The sequence below is a fragment of the Dysgonomonas sp. GY617 genome (genome assembly GCF_015233815.1).
In the GTDB taxonomy this organism is placed as follows: Bacteria; Bacteroidota; Bacteroidia; order Bacteroidales; family Dysgonomonadaceae; genus Dysgonomonas_A.
This window is the reverse complement of sequence record NZ_JADCLR010000022.1, coordinates 99,686-119,797: the sequence shown is the minus strand read 5'-3', so window position 1 is coordinate 119,797 and position 20,112 is coordinate 99,686. Positions and strand designations below refer to the sequence as shown.

The following is a 20,112-nucleotide window of genomic DNA, read 5'->3' as shown; positions in this document are numbered from 1 at the left end:
TTACTTTGCTAAGCATAACAGTAATAGTTTGTTAAGGTTCTAAAATATATCATTAGATACTTTCATTTACTTATAAGTTTACGGAGGAAGAAATTCCTCCGAAACTTTTAATTAAGGTCTCCAAGCTTTTATTGCCTTGCTAAGCATAATACAACATTGACCATGAAAAAATTAATAATTTCCATATTCTCTACGTTACTGTTGGTGGGATGTTCATCGTCGCCCAAAAGTCCGATTGAATATGTAGACCCTTTTATCGGAACAGGATTCCATGGGCATACATACCCTGGAGCGACTGTACCTTATGGAGCTGTACAACTGAGTCCCGATACCCGCTTTGGAAATTGGGATGCCGCATCTGGTTATCATTATAGCGACAGTACTATTTTTGGATTTTCGCACACACATCTAAGTGGAACGGGATGCTCCGATTTGGCAGATATTCTGTTTCATCCAACTACACAAGAGGTAAAATTAAAACCTGAGGGGTATATTTTCGACCCCCTTCCGTTTTCACATAAAGATGAAAAAGCTTCACCGGGATATTATTCCGTTGATTTTAAAACAGAAGGTATTAAAGCCGAACTAACGGCTACCACATATACGGGTGTTCACCGATACACTTTTGCCAAAAATAAAAGCATGTCGATAGTTGTTGATATGGCACATCTTATTGCTGAGGAAGTAATAGATTCTTTGCAGATAAAGAAAACCGCCTCTAATGAATTATCGGGAATGCGTAGAACACAAGGGTGGGTAACCAACCAGTACGTATTTTTTGTAGCTCAGTTCTCTAAAGATTTTGAGAGTGTTGATATTGTGAATGATGGTGTAATATTGGCTGCTGATTCCAATCCTAAAACAAGCAATGTACAGGCTATTTTAAAGTTTGGAACATCTACGGGCGAGCCTGTTATTGCTAAGGTGGGTATATCTATTGTAAGCCTAGAGAATGCAAGAGAAAATCTGATGAATGATGTAAAAGATTTCGATTTTGACAATGTACATCAACAAGCCAGATCTCTTTGGGAGGAAGCTCTTTCGGATATAGTTGTAGAAGGTGGTTCTGAGCATGACTTGAAGAACTTTTATACGGCTCAATACCATGCAAAGGTTGTACCTAATATTGTAAGTGATGTAAACGGTCAGTATCGTAGACATGATATGAGTATCGGTCAATTAGAGAAAGGGAAGAAACATTACTCTACTTTCTCTATTTGGGATACATTCCGTGCATGGAATCCATTGGTGACATTTACCGATAGCAGATTGGTGTCGGATATGATCACTTCTTATCTGGATATGTATGATGCTTCGGGCGAATTACCTATTTGGCCGCTTTCGGCAGGTGAAACCCATACTATGATTGGTTATCATTCGGCTTCGGTTATTGCAGATGCTTATATGAAAGGTATTCGCGATTTTGATGTAGAGAAAGCTTTCGAAGCGATGAAAGTATCATCTAACATAAATAAAAAAGGTTCAGACTATTATGTAAAATATGGTTTCATACCTTCAAATATAAAGAAAGAATCAGTATCGTGTTTATTAGAATATGCTTACGATGACTGGGCTATTTCGCAAATGGCTAAAGACTTAGGACGTGAAGACGATTATAAAGAATATGCAGAGCGTGCTTTGTCGTACATTAATGTCTTTGATGGATACACCAAGTTTTTCAGAGGTAAGCGTATGGATGGCAATTGGGATACACCTTTCAATCCTTTCGAACCCGGCCGTGCATATACAGAGGCTACAGCTTGGCAATATAGATTTTTTGTACCTCACGATGTGAATGGTTTGATTCAGTTATTTGGTGGAGAAGAATCCTTCACTGCACAATTAGATAGTCTGTTTGTGGTAGAATCGAAAGTCGAAGGTAGCATGGTAGATATTACAGGTCTGATAGGTCAGTATGCACATGGCAACGAACCTAGCCATCACATGGCATACCTATATAACTATGTTGGTCAACCTTGGAAAACACAGGAGATGACACGTCGTATTCTTACTGAAATGTATCAGCCAACACCTGAGGGAATCAGCGGAAACGAGGATTGTGGACAAATGTCGGCTTGGTATATATTGAGTAGTTTAGGTCTATATGCTGTATGTCCCGGTTCGAATGAGCTTGTTCTTACGACTCCTCTTTTCGAAAAGGCAACTATTAAACTAGCCAATGGAAAAACATTGGTTATCAAAGCGAATAACCCTCAAAAAAATGTGTATATAGATAAGGTGGCTTTAAATGGAAAAGCAATTGATAAAAACTTTGTTACTTATCAGCAATTGCTTGAAGGTGGAGAACTAGACTTCATATTGACTAATGTTCCGAACAAAGAGCGTGGAATTGGTGGTGATGCTTATCCTTATTCGTTAACAAAAGGTTTAGTAGTATCAATACCGTTTACTACCAAAGATTTGGATTTGTTTTTAGACGATATTGATGTTGATTTAGCTTCTGCAACCGAAGGTGCCAAAATATATTATACCCTTGATGGTTCGGAACCTACCGAGGCTTCGGCTTTGTATAAATCACCTATTAAATTAACTACATCTACTTTAATTAAAGCAAAAGCTTTTAAAGAGAATTATACGCCAAGCAGAACTTTTACCATTAATGCTACTAAGGCAGTATTGGCTAATCCTAGAATAGGCGAAGCAAAAATAAATGGTACAAACTTCCGCTACTACGAAGGGTTGTATAAGATTGTGGGTGATATAGAGAAATCTCCTTTAAAGGAATCGGGCATAATGCCTGAGCCATCAATCAAGGGAGCAAAACAAGCCGATCATTTCGCTTATATATTCTCGGGCTTGATTTCTATTCCCGAAGATGGGGTTTATGAATTCATGACCCGATCGGATGATGGCAGTGTATTATATATTAATGATCTGAAAGTGGTGGATAACGATGGCTCGCATGGCGCAATTGTAGCAACTGGAAGAGTTGCCTTGAAGAAAGGTTTCCATCCTTATCGCTTATTATATTTTGAAGATTACGAAGGAGAAGAATTGAGTTGGGGTTGGAGAGTGCCCGGATCGGACAAATTTGTTCCGATACCCGTCTTAAATTTGTTTGCAAATTGAGACTGCTGTAGATACAGGCGGATCATTTCCCGCCATGTATCTGCAAAAGAATAAACTTCAAAAACTATAAATAGGTCTCAGACCTTAAAAATAAGAATTATGAAAAATTTAATTTATATACTATTAGCAAGTTTGCTAATGTCATGTGGTAGTAAACCACTCGATCTGAATATTATGTCTTATAATATTCGCTATGACAATCCCGAAGACAGTCTTAATAATTGGCAATATCGAAAAGATGTGGCTGCAAAAATAATCAAGACAAAAGACATTGATATATTGGGTACTCAGGAAGTACTCCACAATCAGTTGGTTGATTTGCAGGAAAGACTTCCTGAATACACAGCAATAGGCGTGGGACGTGAAGATGGAATAGAAAAAGGAGAGTATAGTGCCTTATTCTACAAAAAAGACCGCTTCTTGGAAGTATTATCCGGTTATTTTTGGTTGAGCGAAACCCCAGAAGTAGCAGGCTCAAAAGGGTGGGATGGTGCCTGTGAGCGTATTGCAACATGGGTAATATTGAAGGATAAAAAGACAGGAAAAGAGGTGTTTGCTATAAATACTCATCTTGATCACGTAGGTAAAATGGCACGTCAAGAAGGGGTAACTCTACTCTTAACCAAAGCTGCTGAGTTGAGCAAGGGATTACCTATTATAATGACAGGTGATTTTAATGCAACCCCCGATTCGGAAGTTATCAAACATGTAACCAATACATCACTGAAAGAGCATCTGATAAATGCCAAAGATATAGCTCTAGAATTTTCGGGTACTGAATGGACATTTCATGATTTTGGAAAAATTCCTGTTGAAAAGAGAGACTACATAGATTATATATTTGTAAGCAACACTATTGAAACTGATAAATTTGAAGTACTTCCTGAAAAGCTGGATGGGGTATTTCTATCAGATCATGTTCCCGTTGTAGCTAAGATAAAAGTGAATTAAAAAACTTCTCTATCTATTTTAAAATATATGATTTCAAATAAAAAATAACAAGATGAAAAAAAGATATATAGGTGCGTTTCTTTCATTAGTATTGTTGGGAGCAAGCTTTCCCGCAACTACATTCGCACAAAAGGACATTTTTATACATTCTCACAACGATTACCAACGTAGAGTACCTTTTTATCAGGCATACGCTCAGCAAGTATCGTCGGTAGAGGCTGATATTTTTCTGAGTAAAGATAAACAGCTTCTCGTTGCTCATGATTTACATGAATTACCTACAGCTTCTACTTTAGATGAGTTATATATCAATCCATTGGTACATTTATTCAAACAGAATAATGGAAGACCTTGGAAAGATTCGGACAAAAAGCTTCAATTGCTGATAGAACTGAAAACTGCTGCTACTCCTACATTGGATCTTGTAGTAGAGAAGTTGAATGCACACCCTGAAGTATTTAACCGAGAGGTGAACCCTTATGCGGTACAAATAGTTATTACTGGTGAATTTGTTCCTAACCCTGCTGATTTTTCGAAATATCCAACCTATATTCAGTTTGACGGATTGTTGAGCGAAAAATATACTCCACAACAATTGGCTAGGGTAGCTTATATAAGTGTTCCTTTTTTTGAGTATGCTCAATGGAATGGAAAAGGGACACTAGTAACTGATCAGAAAAAGAAAGTAGAAGCGGTTATTAACCAGATTCATGCAATGGGTAAACCTATCCGCTTTTGGGGAACTCCCGATCATGTAACGGCTTGGAATACTTTCCATACAATGGGTGTAGATATTATAAATACTGATGTGCCCGAACTTTGTGCTGACTTTTTTCACAATTTTGATGACAAGAATTTCGTAATCTCTCCTGACCATGCTAATGCGCATGAGGGAATTACCAAAACTGACCGTTTGGATAAAACGACAGCCGGTTTTCAAGGGTTCGACAATAAGAAACTTCAATTATCGAAAGGTGTTGAAATATATAAGCCTACTTATCTGAATGATGGACTTAGAAAGCCTGTTAAAAATATTATCTTCTTGATTGGTGATGGTATGGGCTTGGCTCAAATTAATGTAGCAGCAAGCGCAAATAAAGGTTTGTCGTTGTTCGGATTTAAGTATCTAGGCTTACAACAAAATAGCTCGAAAGATGCCTTTACAACCGATTCGGCAGCCGGAGGAAGTGCTTTAGCTACGGGAGAATCTAATAACAACCGTCACATTTCGATGTCTGATGATGGCACTATTTATCCATCGATGAGCGATGTCGCTACATCTAAAGGTATGACTGCCGGAGTTGTTACTTGGGGCAATATTGCAGATGCAACTCCTGCTGCATTTTACGGACATTCTACTGAGCGAGACAATGCTGATGAAATTACCGAATGGCTATTAAAAGGTAATCTTACTCTTCTCAATGGTAGTGGAATGCATATTTTAACAGATAGAAAAGACAATAGAAATCTGGCAGATGAACTGAAATCGCAATATAATATTACTACTTCGATAGACGAGATAAATAGCAAAAGCGGGAAAGTAATTGCTATTGATGAACGTATGGAACAAGCTGCAACTGCCGAGACTATTGGCTTATTGGCAGATGCAACAAAAGAATCGATAAAGAAACTAAGCGAGAATAATAAGAACGGATTCTTCCTGATGGTTGAAGGTGCTAAAATAGACTATGCAGGTCATGCTAATTCATTACCCGGATCTATTGTCGAGATGCTTAGTTTTGATATGGCAATTGCTGAGGCTATGAAATTTGCCGACAGTAATGGTGAAACTTTAATTGTAGTAACTGCTGATCATGAAACGGGCGGTCTTACTTTAGTGGATGGCGATCTCGAAACAGGTAAGATTACGGCTCGTTATATGACTGACGACCATACACCTATTATGCTGCCTGTATTTGCTTATGGGCCTGGTTCTGCTGAATTTATCGGGGTATATAAAAATACTCAGGTGTTTCATAAGATGAAAACTCTTTTGGATGCAAACAAACAAAAGAAATGAGGTCTTAGACCTTATTGTTGCTTTGGTTAGTAAAATAGCTAAAGCCTCTTATAAACCTCAAGTATATCATTAAATACTTTCTTTAACTTAAGCATATGAAAAAATATACAATTTTATCCCTGTTACTTTTTTTGAGCTTTGGTTCGATGTCGTCTTTCGCAAAAGACAATATCCAGTTCCGATTCAATAAAGCAGGACAATTTAAAATTGCCCAATTTACAGATATTCACTGGAACAACACTTCTGATAATTGTGCTAAAACAATAGAAACGATTAAAGCCGTACTGGAAGCAGAAAAGCTCGATTTAGCCGTGCTTACGGGTGATGTAGTGAGCGATCCACCCATTAAGGACGGATGGTTGGTTGTGGCTAAGATATTCGAGGAAGCTAAAATTCCTTGGACTGTTGTATTAGGTAATCATGATTCAGAAAAAGGACGAGGATTCTCTCGTTGCCAAATATTTGATATAATAGAAGGCTTACCTTATTATGCCGGAGAAAAAGGTTTACCTATGACAGGTTGTGGAAATTATGCAATTCCTGTAATGGCATCAAAAGGTGATAAAACGGCTGCTGTTTTGTATCATATCGACTCGAATGATTATCCTGAAAACGATAAAGTCGGGCATTATGATTGGATACATTTCGATCAGATTAGTTGGTATAGACATCTGAGTGATACTTATGCTTCTAAAAACAATAATAAAGTATTACCTTCATTGGCATTTTTTCATATTCCACTTATTGAATTTAATACTATTGTAGGTCAACCAACAACAGTAGGTACAAAAGGCGAAGGTGTAGCTGCTGCCGATATTAATTCGGGAATGTTTGCTTCTTTGGTTGAAAAGCAAGATGTAATGGGTGTATTTGTTGGACATGATCATGATAACGACTATATTGGTATCGAAAAGAATATAGCTCTAGGTTTTGGTCGTACATCGGGAACGGATGCTTATGGTAAACTCGAAAGAGGTTCTCGCATTATTCTAATGTACGAAGGTCAGTTTAAGTTTGATACATGGATCAGGACTAAAAAAGGAACAGAGTTGTATTATTACTATCCTTCGGGTATATCGTCTGTGGATGAGCAGACTTTGAGCTTTCTGCCAGCAAAGGATATTAAGTTGACCAAACAGGGTGTAGAGTATAGTTATTACGAAGGTAAATTTAAATCGGTCGATGATATTGTTTCTCTTAAACCTTTGAAAGAAGGGAGATTGAAAAATTTCTCAATAGAATCTGCTGCGGTAGAAGATTATTTTGCATTCGGCTTCAAGTCTTACATCAAAATACCTGAAAGAGGAGTCTATGTATTTTATACTAATTCGGATGATGGTTCGAAATTGTATATTGACGGACAATTAGTGGTTGATAACGATGGCTCACACAGTTTAAAGCGAGTGGATGGGAAAGTAGCTCTTGAAGCAGGATTTCATGAAATAGAAGTTCGCTATCTTGAAAACTATATGGGGCAAAGCCTCGAAGTTGGTATTGCTAGTCGGCATATCCTAGAGCAAGCCATACCCGATAATATGTTGTTTATACCGAATAGGTAAATAAAAGAAAGGTCTATGACCTTAAAATCAGAAAATTTATGAAAAGAACATCTTTTGTACTTCTTATTCTCGGATTGATTATTATGTTTCCGATGGCTTTGTTTTCGCAGGAAAACGATGAAACTCCACCAAAATATAATATGCCTTATAAGAATACATATGTAAAAGAAGCCTTGGTGGCAGAAAATGAATATAGGATTGCAAAGCCTAAAATAACGAAACCTAAAAGTTTTGAAGAAGCCAAGAATATATTGCCCAATCCTATATGGCAAGGGCACGACAAAGAAATAGAAATGTATTGGAAGGCATGGCAAATAGCTATTGGGAATATCCGCCAACCGGATGAAGGTTCGGGTTTTGTTGCTAGTTATTTGGATGTAGCTTACAATGGAAATATTTTCATGTGGGATGCATCGTTTATGATGATGTTTGCCCGATATGGTTATCGATTCTTTCCATTTCAAAATACATTGGATAATTTCTATGCAAAACAGCATCCTGATGGCTTTATCTGTCGCGAAATAAAAGCAGATGGTGCAGATTGTTTCGAGCGTTACGATCCTGTAAGTACAGGTCCTAACCTTATCCCTTGGGCTGAAATGCAATATTACAAACAATATGGAGATATAGATCGTTTAAATAAAATATTTCCCGTACTGTGTGCTTATAATAAGTGGTTGAGATTGAACCGTACTTGGCCAAACGGTACATACTGGTCGAGCGGGTGGGGCACAGGTATGGACAATATGCCTCGTGTACAATCTCAATATAGTATGATTTTCAGTCATGGACATATGGTATGGTTAGATGCTTGTTTGCAACAAATACTGACCGATAATATCCTGCTCGAAATGGGATTCTATTTGGAGCGTTGGCAGGAGATCGAAGATCTGGAAGATGAGATTAAAATGCTTACCAAATATATTCAGGATAATATGTGGGATGAGAAAACAGGCTTTCTGTACGATCAATATGCAGATGGAAGTCTATCAACAACCAAAGGAATTATGGCTTATTGGGCATTGCAAACCGATGTGTTGAAAAAACCACAATTAGATCGTTTGGTAAAGGAACTGGATAACCCAAAGACGTTTAATCGTCCGCACAGAGTTCCATCTCTATCTGCTGATAATCCCAAATACAATGCAAAAGGCAGATATTGGCAAGGTGGCGTGTGGCCGGGTACTAATTATATGGTGATAACAGGTCTTGATAAAAAAGACTATCGCAAAGAAGCTCATGAGATAGCTGTGAACCATTATGATAATATTTTTGAAGTATATAAAAAGACAGGAACATTTTGGGAATATTATTCTCCCGAATCGGCAGAGCAAGGCTTTATGGCTCGTAAAGACTTTGTCGGTTGGACAGGTTTACCTCCCATCGCTGTATTTATTGAATATATTTTGGGTATCCGATCCGATTTTTCTACTAATTCCGTAGTTTGGGATGTCAATCAATTAGAGGCTCATGGTATTGAAAGGTATCCTTTCGGACCCGAAGGTGTAGTTTCTTTTAAAGTAAATAAGAGAAGCTCGGCTGATGAAACTCCTGTTATTACTATTGAGTCGAATATTACTTTCGAAATAACTGTGTACTGGGGTAAAGATAAGTCGAAAAAGGTTATTATTAAAGAAGGAAAGCAAACGATCTAATCGGAATAGAAAAATTACAACCATGAAAATAGGTATAGATTTTGGTGGCACCAATATTCGAATAGGAGTTGTTGACAAAGGTATTATTGTCAAGAAAATAGCAGAGTCATGCAAAGCCGATAAATCGGAAAAAGAGATTCTCGATCATCTGATTAGTATGATTCATCAGGTGATAAATTCCGATATAACAAGCATAGGCATAGGAGTTCCTTCGGTAGTAGATGTAAAAAAAGGGATTGTCTATAATGTAAATAATATTCCTTCGTGGAAAGAAGTTCATCTCAAAGAGATTCTTGAGAAAGAATTCAAGATTCCCATATCAGTGAATAACGATTGCAATTGCTTTGCTCTAGGCGAGCATTCGTGTGGAGAGGGTGCCAATTTCGATGATATCGTATGTGTGGCTCTTGGAACAGGAGTTGGTTCAGGTATTATCTTTAACAATAAGCTGTGTAACGGTGCTAATACGGGAGCAGGTGAGATAGGCGAGTTATCTTACCTTCAACACAATTATGAGTATTACTGTAGCAGTCATTTCTTTATAAAAGAACATAATATAACGGGACGAAAGGCCTACGATAGAGCTTGTCAAAAAGATGCAGAGGCTTTAAAGATATGGGATGAGTTTGGTATCCATGTTGGAAACCTGCTGAAAACTATTCTTTTTGCATACGACCCTCAAGCAATAATATTGGGAGGAAGTATCTCTAGGTCGTTTGAATTCTTTTCTCCAAAAATGTATGAAACTTTACACACTTTTCCTTATCCGGAAACTGTTGCTAAATTAAAAATAGCATGCTCTAAGAAAGACGACATCGCGATTGTTGGAGCAGCAGATTTAATTATTTAATACTTTACCAGAAACACATATTTTACAGGGTGATTATAGATTCTATAATCACCCTTTCTTTTCATATGGTGAAATTAAAAAAGTGCGTAATCAAAATCTTGATATACGCACTCCAATATTGAGTAAAATAAAATAAAAGAATTGAATAACTAAATGTAGTCTAAAATATGTATGGCTTTATTTTTCTTGTTGTTTTTGCTCTTCTTGCTCTTGTTTTCTATTTATGATAAATGCCATATATAGAAAAATGGCAGCAACACTTGCTGCAGTGGCATATCCTATAAGAACATTAGAGGTAAGCGATTCATAATCGAGTCTAAATAAATTAAGCACGAAAGATCCGAGTAGAGCACCTATCATACCAATGGCAAAACTTGTAAATAAACCAAGTTTATTCTTTTTGGGAAGCTTATTAGCTATATATCCTATAAGAATACCTATTATTAATGACCCTATAACGTCGAATCCTATGTCCATCTTATCTTTAAATATCTTATGTCGCACTATTGTGTGCCTTATACTGTTTATATAACATAGTTCTGATTTATTTTGTTTAATGCGAAATAGTTAAAATTTATAAGATGTATGTAAGGCGTTTAAATAGAGGGGTGCGAAAACTAAATACTTTCAAAAAGTGTTATTAAAAAAGAATTATTAAAGGAGAAGAGAGTCTATTTACTTGTCTAAGCAATAACAAACTCTATGACCTTAGTGAAAAAGATTAAATTTGGAATCGTTATAACTTACAGAACAACAATTTTATGGTAAAGAAACTATTATTCATGTTACTATTCTTTTTGAGTATAGTAACTTATGCACAAAACTCGTATAGCCAGACAGAAGTAGATCTGAAACTGGAGCTTCAGAAGAAAGAAATGGATGAAAAGCTGACGGAGTTAAAAAATGAGAAAGATAAGGTAGACATCAAGATGATAGAACAAGATAAACGCTTAGCTGAAACCCAAAGTCGTTTGTCTAAAATCATAGATATATTCGGACTTGTAATCGCTGCATTGACTATCTTGATTACTATTGCAGGTTTCTTTATGGATAAGAGTAACAAAAAGAAAAGGCAAGAGATAGAAGATGAGTTTGATAAATTGAAAGCCGAGAGCGAAAAACAGATAGACTATATCAGACAACATGCTCAGTTGGTGGCTGAGAAAGCACAGCTAATGGTAGAAAAAGCAGCACTTGAAATAGATCATATAAAGGAAGAAGCTCATACATCTTTAGCTGAGATAAATATCGTGAAGAATACTAATAATGAGTCTCATGGAAGTGATTAACTCGAAATGAGTTTATATCTAATTAAACGTCTATAAACTTTAGGATAATATAAAGAGGTGAGCGAATAATTTTCGCTCACCTCTTCTTGTTTTAAAATTTTATTCTTGTTTCAGAGGTAAAGTCAATATTAGTAAGAAACAAGTTAATGCTAGCAAATAAAAAGGGAGAGTAAGCATAGAATCATTATGGAGATTACTTATTCCCCATGTTATTAATGCTACTTGTATATAGTATAATAAACCCAGTAAAGCACCAGAAATACCTAAACAGTTTCTATAATGTATTAAGGCATTACTGAGGCATGAGGGCAAGGCTATGCCTATGCCTGCCATAAGTAGAAATATACTGCCACAGACTCCCACTAAGCATAAAATATATGGTAACGATAGTCCTACTGATAATATGAATAATAGGCTACTGAATAACATAAGCGTATAACCGATCCTCATTACAGATATATAATGTAAATGTGTTATCAGCTTCTTCCCAATAACAGCACCTAAAAATGAGGCGAGAGCCACTACTATACCTAAACATCCATATTGGACGATAGAAAAGTACAGATTATTGATAAATATAAAAGGTGCTTCGGCGTAATAGCTGAATATAATACCATTTATAATACCTATAAAGCTGCCAAATATCCAGATATGCTTATCAAGAATCATTTGTTTGGTTACCGACAGTATTGTTATACTGGAGGTTGTTGAATCAGGGCGAGTTTCTTGGAGAGTAAAGTATGACATAATAAGTGCCACTAATCCAATAATGACTAGAGTGACGAAAATATAACTCACTCCACAATATTGTGATATTATACTACCTAATAGAGGTCCGACGGCCGGCGAGAATGCCAGAACTGCCGATACTTTGGCAAATGCTTGAGGGCGACGTTTGTCGTCATAGCAGTCTCTCATTATAGTCTGTGTGGTAACAGAGCCTGTTGCAGCACCAAAAGCCTGGACTACTCGAAAGATAAGTAACAGCTCAACTGAATTGGCTATTAAGCAACCAATAGAACCTATTATGTAGGTAATGATGCCATAGAGCATAGATGGTCTTCTGCCTATCTTATCAGAAAGTATACCCCAACAGAAAACACCTAGAGCAAAACCTAAGAAATAGGCACTGAGGGTTTGTTGAATTTGATTGTCAGAGGCTTGTAATTGCTCAGCCAGTTCGGGTAAGGATGGGGTATAGATGGTTTCGCTGATTTGCGGAAACCCTACAAGAAATATAAGAAGCCATATAGATGGCTCTTGCATATATTTTTTCATAAAAATACGCTTTAGCTTACTCTCCAATTATGATAGTAATTAAAAAGAGTAAAATATTAATATTCATTAGTTTATTTCCATCTGTTGAGAAAGATGGTATATGATGTTAATGAATATCTTAGCTTATTTTTAAATAAAAAAACATATTGATAATTTATTAAAAGTTGAAATAAAGCTCAAAGGTAATAATAATTTAAATAAATAGAAGATGTACTGTGAGATAGTCCCCAATAATAAAAAGTAAAGGTGCCTATATTGAGACACCTTTACTGACTGTTTAGAATTTCTTTCTAAGGATTCGTACAGCATTCAATATTGCGAGTAATGCTACACCTACATCGGCAAAAACAGCTTCCCACATGGTTGCAACACCAACAGCACCAAATGATAGTACCAGAAGTTTAACTGCAAAAGCCAGTATTATATTTTGAATTACAATTTGTTTAGTTGCCTTGGCGATGCGTATGGCTGTTGTAATTTTAGATGGGTGATCTGTTTGTATAACAACATCTGCAACTTCAATGGCAGCATCGGAGCCCATACCACCCATTGCAATTCCTACGTCGCTGAGTGCTAAAACAGGGGCATCATTAATACCATCACCCACAAAAGCAATAACGTTTGTTTTGTCAGCCTTCAATTGTTCAACATACTTTACTTTGTCTTCGGGTAGAAGATCACCATGTGCACTATCGATTCCTAACTCTTTGGCTACTTTCTGGGTTATTGACGATTTGTCGCCGCTTAACATAACGGTTTGTATGCCTAGCTTATGCATTTCGGCTATGGAAGAAAGAGCATCCTCTTTTATTTCGTCAGCAATAGTTATATATCCTGCATATTTATTGTCGATGGCTGCAACAACTACAGATTCGGTAATAGAATCAATACTCTTATCATATTCAATTCCATATTTTAGCATCATCTTAGCATTTCCCACCAATACATTTTTGTCGCCTACGTAGCCTTTAAGACCATAACCTGCTATTTCTTTTACATCTTTAGCTTTGTTATGACTGTTTCTAGCTATTGAGATGCTGTGCTCAACAATGGCTTTAGCTATCGGATGATTTGATAGTTTTTCAATAGCAGCTACAATTTCAATAAACTCTTGTTGATCGTATGAGGGGCAAACTATGTTTTGTACTTTAAATACTCCTTTGGTCAGTGTACCTGTTTTATCCATTACAACAGTATTAACAGAGGTCATCAGATCCAAGTAATTAGCTCCTTTGAATAGGATACCATGGCGGGAAGCAGCTCCAATCCCTCCAAAATATCCCAAAGGAATAGAGATTACTAATGCACATGGACATGAGATCACCAAGAAAACAAGAGCACGGTACAGCCATGTAGCAAATACATAATCGCTAAGCACAAAATAAGGGATTACTGTTATAGCTAATGCCAGAAAGAATACAATAGGAGTATATATGCGTGCAAATTTACGAATAAGTAATTCTGTCTTTGCTTTTCGAGAAGTAGCATCCTGCACCATCTCCAATATTTTGGATAGTGAACTGTCTGCATATTTCTTTTCCACTTTTACTTCGATTACTTTATCAAGGTTGAGCATACCAGCCAATACTTTTTCGCCTTCACGGATAGTTTTGGGCTTGCTCTCGCCTGTTAAAGCGGACGTGTTGAAGCTACTACTGGCTGACAATAAAATTCCGTCTAAAGGAATCTTTTCACCAACCTTTACTTGTATTGTTTCTCCTATAAGGATGCTTTCGGGTGAAACGGTTTGGTAAATACCGTTTCTTAATACGCTTGCAGTATCGGGGCGAATATCTAATAAGGCTTTAATGTTACTTTTAGCCTTGTTTACAGCTGATTCTTGAAACAATTCGCCTACGGAGTAGAATAACATCACTGCAACACCTTCGGGGTATTCTCCGATGAAGAAAGCGCCTAGTGTGGCAATAACCATTAATGTGAACTCATTGAAGAAATCGTTTTGCTTGATTGCTTCGTATGCTTCTTTGATTACAGGAAATCCTACAGGGATATAGGCTACTATATACCATATTAAACGGGGGTAACCCGAAAAGAAATTGATTGAACTGATATTATCAAGAAGGATTCCTATAAGGAGTGTACTCAGACTGAATATTGCTGGAATATATCTTTTCCATGTTGTTGTACCTTCTCCGCCTTCATGTGAGTGCGAACCACAACAATGTTCGTGAGATTCTGTTTGTTGAATTGTATTTGCCATCTTAATATGTATTAAAGCCGTTGTTCGACTTGATTAATCACAATATATTGTATCTGACGACAAATTTAAAGCTAAAGACTTGCAACTAGGTTGCAAACATAGTGAAAGGGGGATATGATGCGAGGGGGGGGGGGAGAAAAGAATGTAATAAAACAAAAAAGAGATACTTTTCAGCATCTCTTTTGTTGTCTCTCTTATTTTTTAGACTCTTCGATAGAGATTTTACGAAACTCTTTCAGAGATTTTTCAATAGCTAAAGAAGCTTTTCTAGCACGAGTTCCTGCAGCTTTGTTTCCGCTTTCAGCTTGTTGTCCTGCGTCTTTAGTGAATTCTGCAATTAGTGCGTTCAAGTTGTCTAGTAATTCTTTCATAATTTTATTTATTTTTTTAATTCGGGCAAAGGTAATAGAAACAATATAATTTCGAAATTTTTTTATTTCGAAATTTCTTTGTATTTGTCAAGTAATTTATATAGATCAGCCTTTTTATCTTCAGCCAAAGTATACCATTTGTTCTTAAATCTAGTTCTTCCGTTTTCTTTCCAGACCATCAGCCAATCACTTTCGTCAGCCGATTTTCCTGTATTATAGATTATAATAGTATAATCGGGCGCCTGCATTTTTATCATTATGTCGCTGTCATTTAATCTAGTATCGTATTCAGCGGTCAATACTGCATCGGCTAATGTTATATAGTCCGAATTCTGGATAATTGTTTTTAAATCGTTATCAAGAACAAGCATCATCGAATCTATTTTTGAGGCATCAATAAAAATCTTGGTGCTGTCATTTATTTTAGCTTCCGATGTATTTATATTTTCTTTTTCATATTCGGCTTGTGCCGCTTTCTTGGAATCGCACGATGTAAATATGGCTCCCAAAGTAAGTATATAGATAAAGAGATGTTTCATGTTTTTTAAATGTTTGTTTTTATTCTTCTTTTTTGATGACGTTTCTGGCAACTTCTATCTTGTATTTTTTTCCTTTCATTTTTTGATCTTTGATCGTTGAAAGGAGTGCTTTTACTTTGGATGAGCGGACAGCCACAAACGAAATGAAATCTTTTACTTCTATCAATCCTAAATCGTCTTTGTCTAGTTCTCCTTTTTGTAAGAAGAAGCCTACAATATCACTTTTGTTGAGCTTGTTCTTTTTACCACCACTTACATAAACTGTTTGGAATTCGGGACGCTCGGGTAGGGGTTTCCCTGCTTGGACACCGAATACTTTGTAGTGTGTAGGAACATAATCGGGAGTTTTCTCATCTTTATGCAGTAGGATATAAGCTGTTCCCTGAGCATGCATACGCGCTGTACGACCATTACGATGCATAAACTCGGTTTCTTTAGCAGGCAGGTGATAATGAACTACATGCTTCATTTCGGGAATATCCAATCCTCGTGCTGCCAGATCGGTAGTTACCAAATAACGCAAGCTATAATTGCGGAACTGAATAAGCACCCTTTCGCGGTCGTCCTGATCCATTCCTCCATGATAATAACCAGTCAGTATACCTTTGGCGGTAAGCATATCGCTAATACGCTCGGCTACTTCGCGGTGATTACAGAAGATAAGAGCAGGTTCGGAGTTAAAGGCACATATAAGTTGAAATAAAGTTTCTATTTTATCCTTTTCGGGCGATATAACCATTCTTACCGAAAGTCCGTCATTCGATTCTTTTTTAGTATAATCTAAAACTTTGGGCGATATAACTTGTGTGAATTCAGGAATCTCTACGTCGGAAGTTGCCGAAGTCAATATTCTCTTTTCTAAGTTAGGCAATTGGTTGATGATGTGCTTCATTTCATCTTGAAAACCCAATTGTAATGATTTGTCAAACTCATCTAATACTAGTGTATGAATTGAGTCTGTATTGAATGATTCTCTTTCCAAGTGATCTTTCAACCTGCCCGGTGTACCAATAAGTAATGCAGGTGGATTGCTGAGGTTACGTAATTCAGTATCAATAGAGTGACCTCCATAACATACATTTATTTTGTATCCGGTACTCATTTTCTTCCATACCTGTTCTATCTGAATAGCAAGTTCGCGAGATGGAACAATCACTAGGGCTTGAACGGTCTTTACATCCTCCTTCAATAATTCGAGTACAGGTAGTAAGAATGCTACTGTTTTACCCGAACCTGTGGGCGACAATAGTATTGTATTGCTGCTCGAACTTAAAATGGCTGCTTTGGCAGCTATCTGCATCTCATTTAGGGTTTCGATACCCAAATTCGATAATATGGTGGTTGTTTTATTTTCTGTATTCATAGTGCAAAGGTAATCTAATGTCTTGTAATTTCTCGATTTAAGAGCTTAAATCCCTTTGTTTTTTTACTTCTGATCTTATTTATTTGTAGACTGATTATGCAAGAAGCTCTATGTGGGGACAGCAAATAGGGGCGAATAATACCTACTCACCCCTACCTTAATAGAATGTAACAACAAAAAACTGGACTTATCTTATGTGTTTAGTTTCTTTAAACAAACACATAACAAATCCACCTATTACTCCGCCATAGGCACAATTTATCCAACATTCCGCTGAAAGTGGATAAGTTCCCCAATAACAAGCAAAGTAATACCAGTGTAGGTATCCTAAGACTATACCTACAACTGTTCCTATTAATGCTCTATTGTTGTGGTGGATAAATAGTAATATATCTTTCATTTTGATTTAATACTTTAAGGGTGATTCCAATAAAATTGACTAGGTTTTGGTTGTTGAATGTTCATGTCGGCTTCGGTACTTACATTTAATTGTTTACGAATGGCTCGGGCAAACATATTATTAATGTGATGACCTGGACAATTTGCTACAATTTTTCCTTTTATAAAATATCCGACTAAAGCTACATCTCCTATAATATCGACTAACTTGTGACGTGCAGGTTCATTTGCAAATAGTAATGGCTTGTTCATTAGATAGCCTAACTTGCTGGCATCTTTTCGTTTCACACCCATTAAGTCTGATACACGATCAAGTTCATCCTGTGACATGAGTTGGTCATAAATAATGACTGAATTATCTAAATCACCTCCTTTGATGAGGTTGTTTTTCAATAGTTGTTCAATTTCTTTTACGAAGACAAAAGTACGAGCCGGAGCAAAGTCTTTGGTGAAATCAGAAATATCTTCCAAGCGTGCATCTTGACGTTTAAGCAGAATAGAGTCGTATGCGATATGACATTCTATATTGAAATGATCGTCAGGTAATAAAAGTATCGATGATTCTGAAACTTCATCTATCACTTTTATTCTTTTGCGTGGAAAGCTTACATATATTCTTTTGGATTGCTGTAAGCTAACACCTATTTCTTTTATTTTGCGAACAAACTGAGTCGAACTTCCGTCCAGAATGGGAAATTCGGGTCCATCTATGTCAATCAGGCAATTGTCTATTTCGCAAGCATACAAGGCAGCCAAAGCATGTTCTACTGTTCTTACCTGAACTCCATTTTTAGATAATACTGTTCCTCTAGCAGTAGAAGTTACATTTTCGGCCAAAGCATTTATAATAGGTTGTCCATCTACATCTGTTCTTCTTATTTTATATCCATGATTATCAGGAGCCGGATTAAATGTTATACGTCCGTTAATTCCTGTATGAAGTCCCTTTCCTTCCAAAGAGAAACTTTGTTTTAAAGTTCTTTGTTTAGTCATAACAACATTTTTTTTTCGTAATACTTATTATATACTTCGTTTATAGATCATGATTAAATTAGATACGGGTACAATGCCCATAATACGGTCGATCTCTTTACCGTCTTTATATATTACAGTACTGGGTGTGCCCGATATGGCATACTTTCCATATTCACCTGGATATTTGTCGATGTTCAATTTGTAGAATCTGGTATGATTTTCAGAAGCTGTTATGAGCTGATTAAGATTATGTTCCATTGCATTACATAGGTCTGATTCGTCTGTATGAAAAAGAACAAAACAGATACCTGATGCTACACTATCAGAAAATGACTGGTTGTCTAACTCCACCAATACTGTTTTATTTTCTAACATCGCTTTTTTTTCTAATTCCTTACTCGAAATGATATTTGAAGAAACTACTAGTGTGGCAAAAACTAACAAAAAATGCCACGTCTTAAGACTAATCTTGCTCATCTTATTTCCATTTTAATAACCTTACATTCTATAAATCTTCTTACAAGTACAAAGATGGTTGCTTTAAATGAGTTTTTTGAACTCAATAAATCGCTAATAATGTTCAATATTTCGCTTTTTGTGCGGTTCCTTTTTTTATTCAGTTATATTTGTACTAAATATATAAATGCTGTACTTATGAGCAAGGATCAATGTGGAAAGATATTTTCAACTGATACATTCAAGGAAAGTTCACCTTCGATATTAAAGAATTTCATTGTGTCTGATAAGAGTGTTAATGTTCAAGATTACTTTCTTGATATGCGCTATCCGCACATTGTAGAGGGGATTAGCTTTGCTATTTGCGTGAAAGGAAGTGCACAAATGAAAATTAACCTTCACGAATACCAGATTACCGAGAATATGCTTGTCACTATTATACCGGGAAATATAATAGAGTTTGTTTCGGAAAGTGATGACTTATCCATAGAGTTTCTTTTTTTTACTTTCGACTTTATTGCAGATGTTAAACTGGATTTGGACTTGGCTATTCCCGAAAAGATAGGTCAAATGCCTTGTCTGAAGATAACGGAAGAGGAAACCCAAAATTTGCTTGAATTCCATGCATTCATAGTAAAACAGTATAAGAAAACAGACAATGCAAATAGGATGAAGATTGCGAAGAACTTATTATATGCACTTATGTGTGAGGTTATGCAATTATATCTAGTTTCGAAAGTTGTAGATAATGGACGGACTAAGTCGCGGCAAGAAGAGATTATTAGTCAATTTGTAGAACTGCTCTTTAAGTATCATAAGACGGAAAGAAGTATTGCCTTCTATGCTGATAAGATGTTTCTTACTCCTAAATATTTATCGAAAGTAATAAAGGACATTACAAGAAAGCCAATTTTACAATGGATAGATGAAATGGTTATAATGGCTGCTAAAGCTTTGTTGAAGACATCTAATATGACAATCTTACAAATCTCGGAAGAGTTGAATTTTGCAAATGCTTCTTTCTTTGGTAGTTTTTTTAGAAAGAGAGTAGGGATGACTCCAGTTCAATATCGTGAATGCTAATACCTCTGTTCTG

General features: G+C 36.3%; 17 protein-coding genes. 8 read left to right on the top strand and 9 right to left on the bottom strand.

The features are described 5' to 3' along the window. Positions 1 to 156 precede the first annotated feature (156 nt). The 6 genes from IR022_RS12875 to IR022_RS12850 all read left to right on the top strand — a co-directional run bounded on the left by IR022_RS12875 (position 157) and on the right by IR022_RS12850 (position 10,125). Positions 157 to 3,090, top strand: coding sequence for a GH92 family glycosyl hydrolase (locus IR022_RS12875; RefSeq protein ID WP_410492819.1), 2,934 nt, complete (start codon positions 157 to 159; stop codon positions 3,088 to 3,090). Between the two features lie 99 nt (positions 3,091 to 3,189). Continuing rightward, on the top strand, positions 3,190 to 4,041 hold the full coding sequence (locus IR022_RS12870) for an endonuclease/exonuclease/phosphatase family protein (RefSeq protein ID WP_194204009.1): 852 nt from the start codon (positions 3,190 to 3,192) through the stop codon (positions 4,039 to 4,041). A gap of 52 nt (positions 4,042 to 4,093) precedes the next feature. Further along, complete coding sequence (locus IR022_RS12865) at positions 4,094 to 6,061, top strand: alkaline phosphatase (protein WP_194204008.1); 1,968 nt, start codon at positions 4,094 to 4,096, stop codon at positions 6,059 to 6,061. Between the two features lie 95 nt (positions 6,062 to 6,156). Then, entirely contained in the window at positions 6,157 to 7,620 is a 1,464-nt protein-coding gene (locus tag IR022_RS12860; protein WP_194204007.1) for a PA14 domain-containing protein, read from the top strand. A 38-nt stretch (positions 7,621 to 7,658) separates the two neighbouring features. Further along, positions 7,659 to 9,275 carry an MGH1-like glycoside hydrolase domain-containing protein gene (locus IR022_RS12855; protein WP_194204006.1) on the top strand — a complete coding sequence of 539 codons (1,617 nt, stop codon included), beginning with the start codon at positions 7,659 to 7,661 and terminating at the stop codon, positions 9,273 to 9,275. A gap of 22 nt (positions 9,276 to 9,297) precedes the next feature. Continuing rightward, positions 9,298 to 10,125, top strand: coding sequence for an ROK family protein (locus IR022_RS12850; RefSeq protein ID WP_194204005.1), 828 nt, complete (start codon positions 9,298 to 9,300; stop codon positions 10,123 to 10,125). A 177-nt stretch (positions 10,126 to 10,302) separates the two neighbouring features. Here the strand turns inward: IR022_RS12850 and IR022_RS12845 are convergent, their stop codons facing one another. Continuing rightward, the gene (locus IR022_RS12845; protein WP_194204004.1) at positions 10,303 to 10,602 is read right to left on the bottom strand and encodes a hypothetical protein; all 300 of its coding nucleotides are present in this window, start codon (positions 10,600 to 10,602) and stop codon (positions 10,303 to 10,305) included. Between the two features lie 284 nt (positions 10,603 to 10,886). Here IR022_RS12845 and IR022_RS12840 point away from each other — a divergent pair, with 284 nt between their 5' ends. Then, positions 10,887 to 11,414 (top strand): hypothetical protein, encoded by a 528-nt coding sequence (locus tag IR022_RS12840; protein ID WP_157258044.1) that lies wholly within the window; start codon positions 10,887 to 10,889, stop codon positions 11,412 to 11,414. A 99-nt stretch (positions 11,415 to 11,513) separates the two neighbouring features. On the opposite strand, the gene IR022_RS12835 is transcribed toward IR022_RS12840, so the two are convergent. From IR022_RS12835 to IR022_RS12800, 8 genes are all read right to left on the bottom strand, one after another. Beyond that, a complete protein-coding gene (locus IR022_RS12835; RefSeq protein ID WP_194204003.1) occupies positions 11,514 to 12,692 on the bottom strand; it encodes a multidrug effflux MFS transporter in 1,179 nt (392 codons plus the stop codon). Between the two features lie 277 nt (positions 12,693 to 12,969). Continuing rightward, the gene (locus IR022_RS12830) at positions 12,970 to 14,913 is read right to left on the bottom strand and encodes a heavy metal translocating P-type ATPase (protein ID WP_194204002.1); all 1,944 of its coding nucleotides are present in this window, start codon (positions 14,911 to 14,913) and stop codon (positions 12,970 to 12,972) included. A 194-nt stretch (positions 14,914 to 15,107) separates the two neighbouring features. After that, complete coding sequence (locus tag IR022_RS12825; RefSeq protein ID WP_050708179.1) at positions 15,108 to 15,284, bottom strand: histone H1; 177 nt, start codon at positions 15,282 to 15,284, stop codon at positions 15,108 to 15,110. A 62-nt stretch (positions 15,285 to 15,346) separates the two neighbouring features. Then, on the bottom strand, positions 15,347 to 15,823 hold the full coding sequence (locus IR022_RS12820; RefSeq protein WP_194204001.1) for a hypothetical protein: 477 nt from the start codon (positions 15,821 to 15,823) through the stop codon (positions 15,347 to 15,349). Between the two features lie 19 nt (positions 15,824 to 15,842). Next, positions 15,843 to 17,186, bottom strand: a complete 1,344-nt coding sequence (locus tag IR022_RS12815; RefSeq protein WP_050708177.1) for a DEAD/DEAH box helicase — start codon at positions 17,184 to 17,186, stop codon at positions 15,843 to 15,845. 187 nt (positions 17,187 to 17,373) lie between these two features. Then, a complete protein-coding gene (locus tag IR022_RS12810) occupies positions 17,374 to 17,586 on the bottom strand; it encodes a hypothetical protein (RefSeq protein WP_082204018.1) in 213 nt (70 codons plus the stop codon). Between the two features lie 14 nt (positions 17,587 to 17,600). Next, positions 17,601 to 18,578, bottom strand: coding sequence for a UDP-3-O-acyl-N-acetylglucosamine deacetylase (locus IR022_RS12805; protein ID WP_050708176.1), 978 nt, complete (start codon positions 18,576 to 18,578; stop codon positions 17,601 to 17,603). A gap of 27 nt (positions 18,579 to 18,605) precedes the next feature. After that, positions 18,606 to 19,037, bottom strand: coding sequence for a thioredoxin family protein (locus IR022_RS12800; RefSeq protein WP_194204000.1), 432 nt, complete (start codon positions 19,035 to 19,037; stop codon positions 18,606 to 18,608). Between the two features lie 177 nt (positions 19,038 to 19,214). Here IR022_RS12800 and IR022_RS12795 point away from each other — a divergent pair, with 177 nt between their 5' ends. Next, positions 19,215 to 20,099 carry a helix-turn-helix domain-containing protein gene (locus IR022_RS12795; RefSeq protein ID WP_050708194.1) on the top strand — a complete coding sequence of 295 codons (885 nt, stop codon included), beginning with the start codon at positions 19,215 to 19,217 and terminating at the stop codon, positions 20,097 to 20,099. The last annotated feature ends 13 nt before the right edge of the window (positions 20,100 to 20,112 follow it).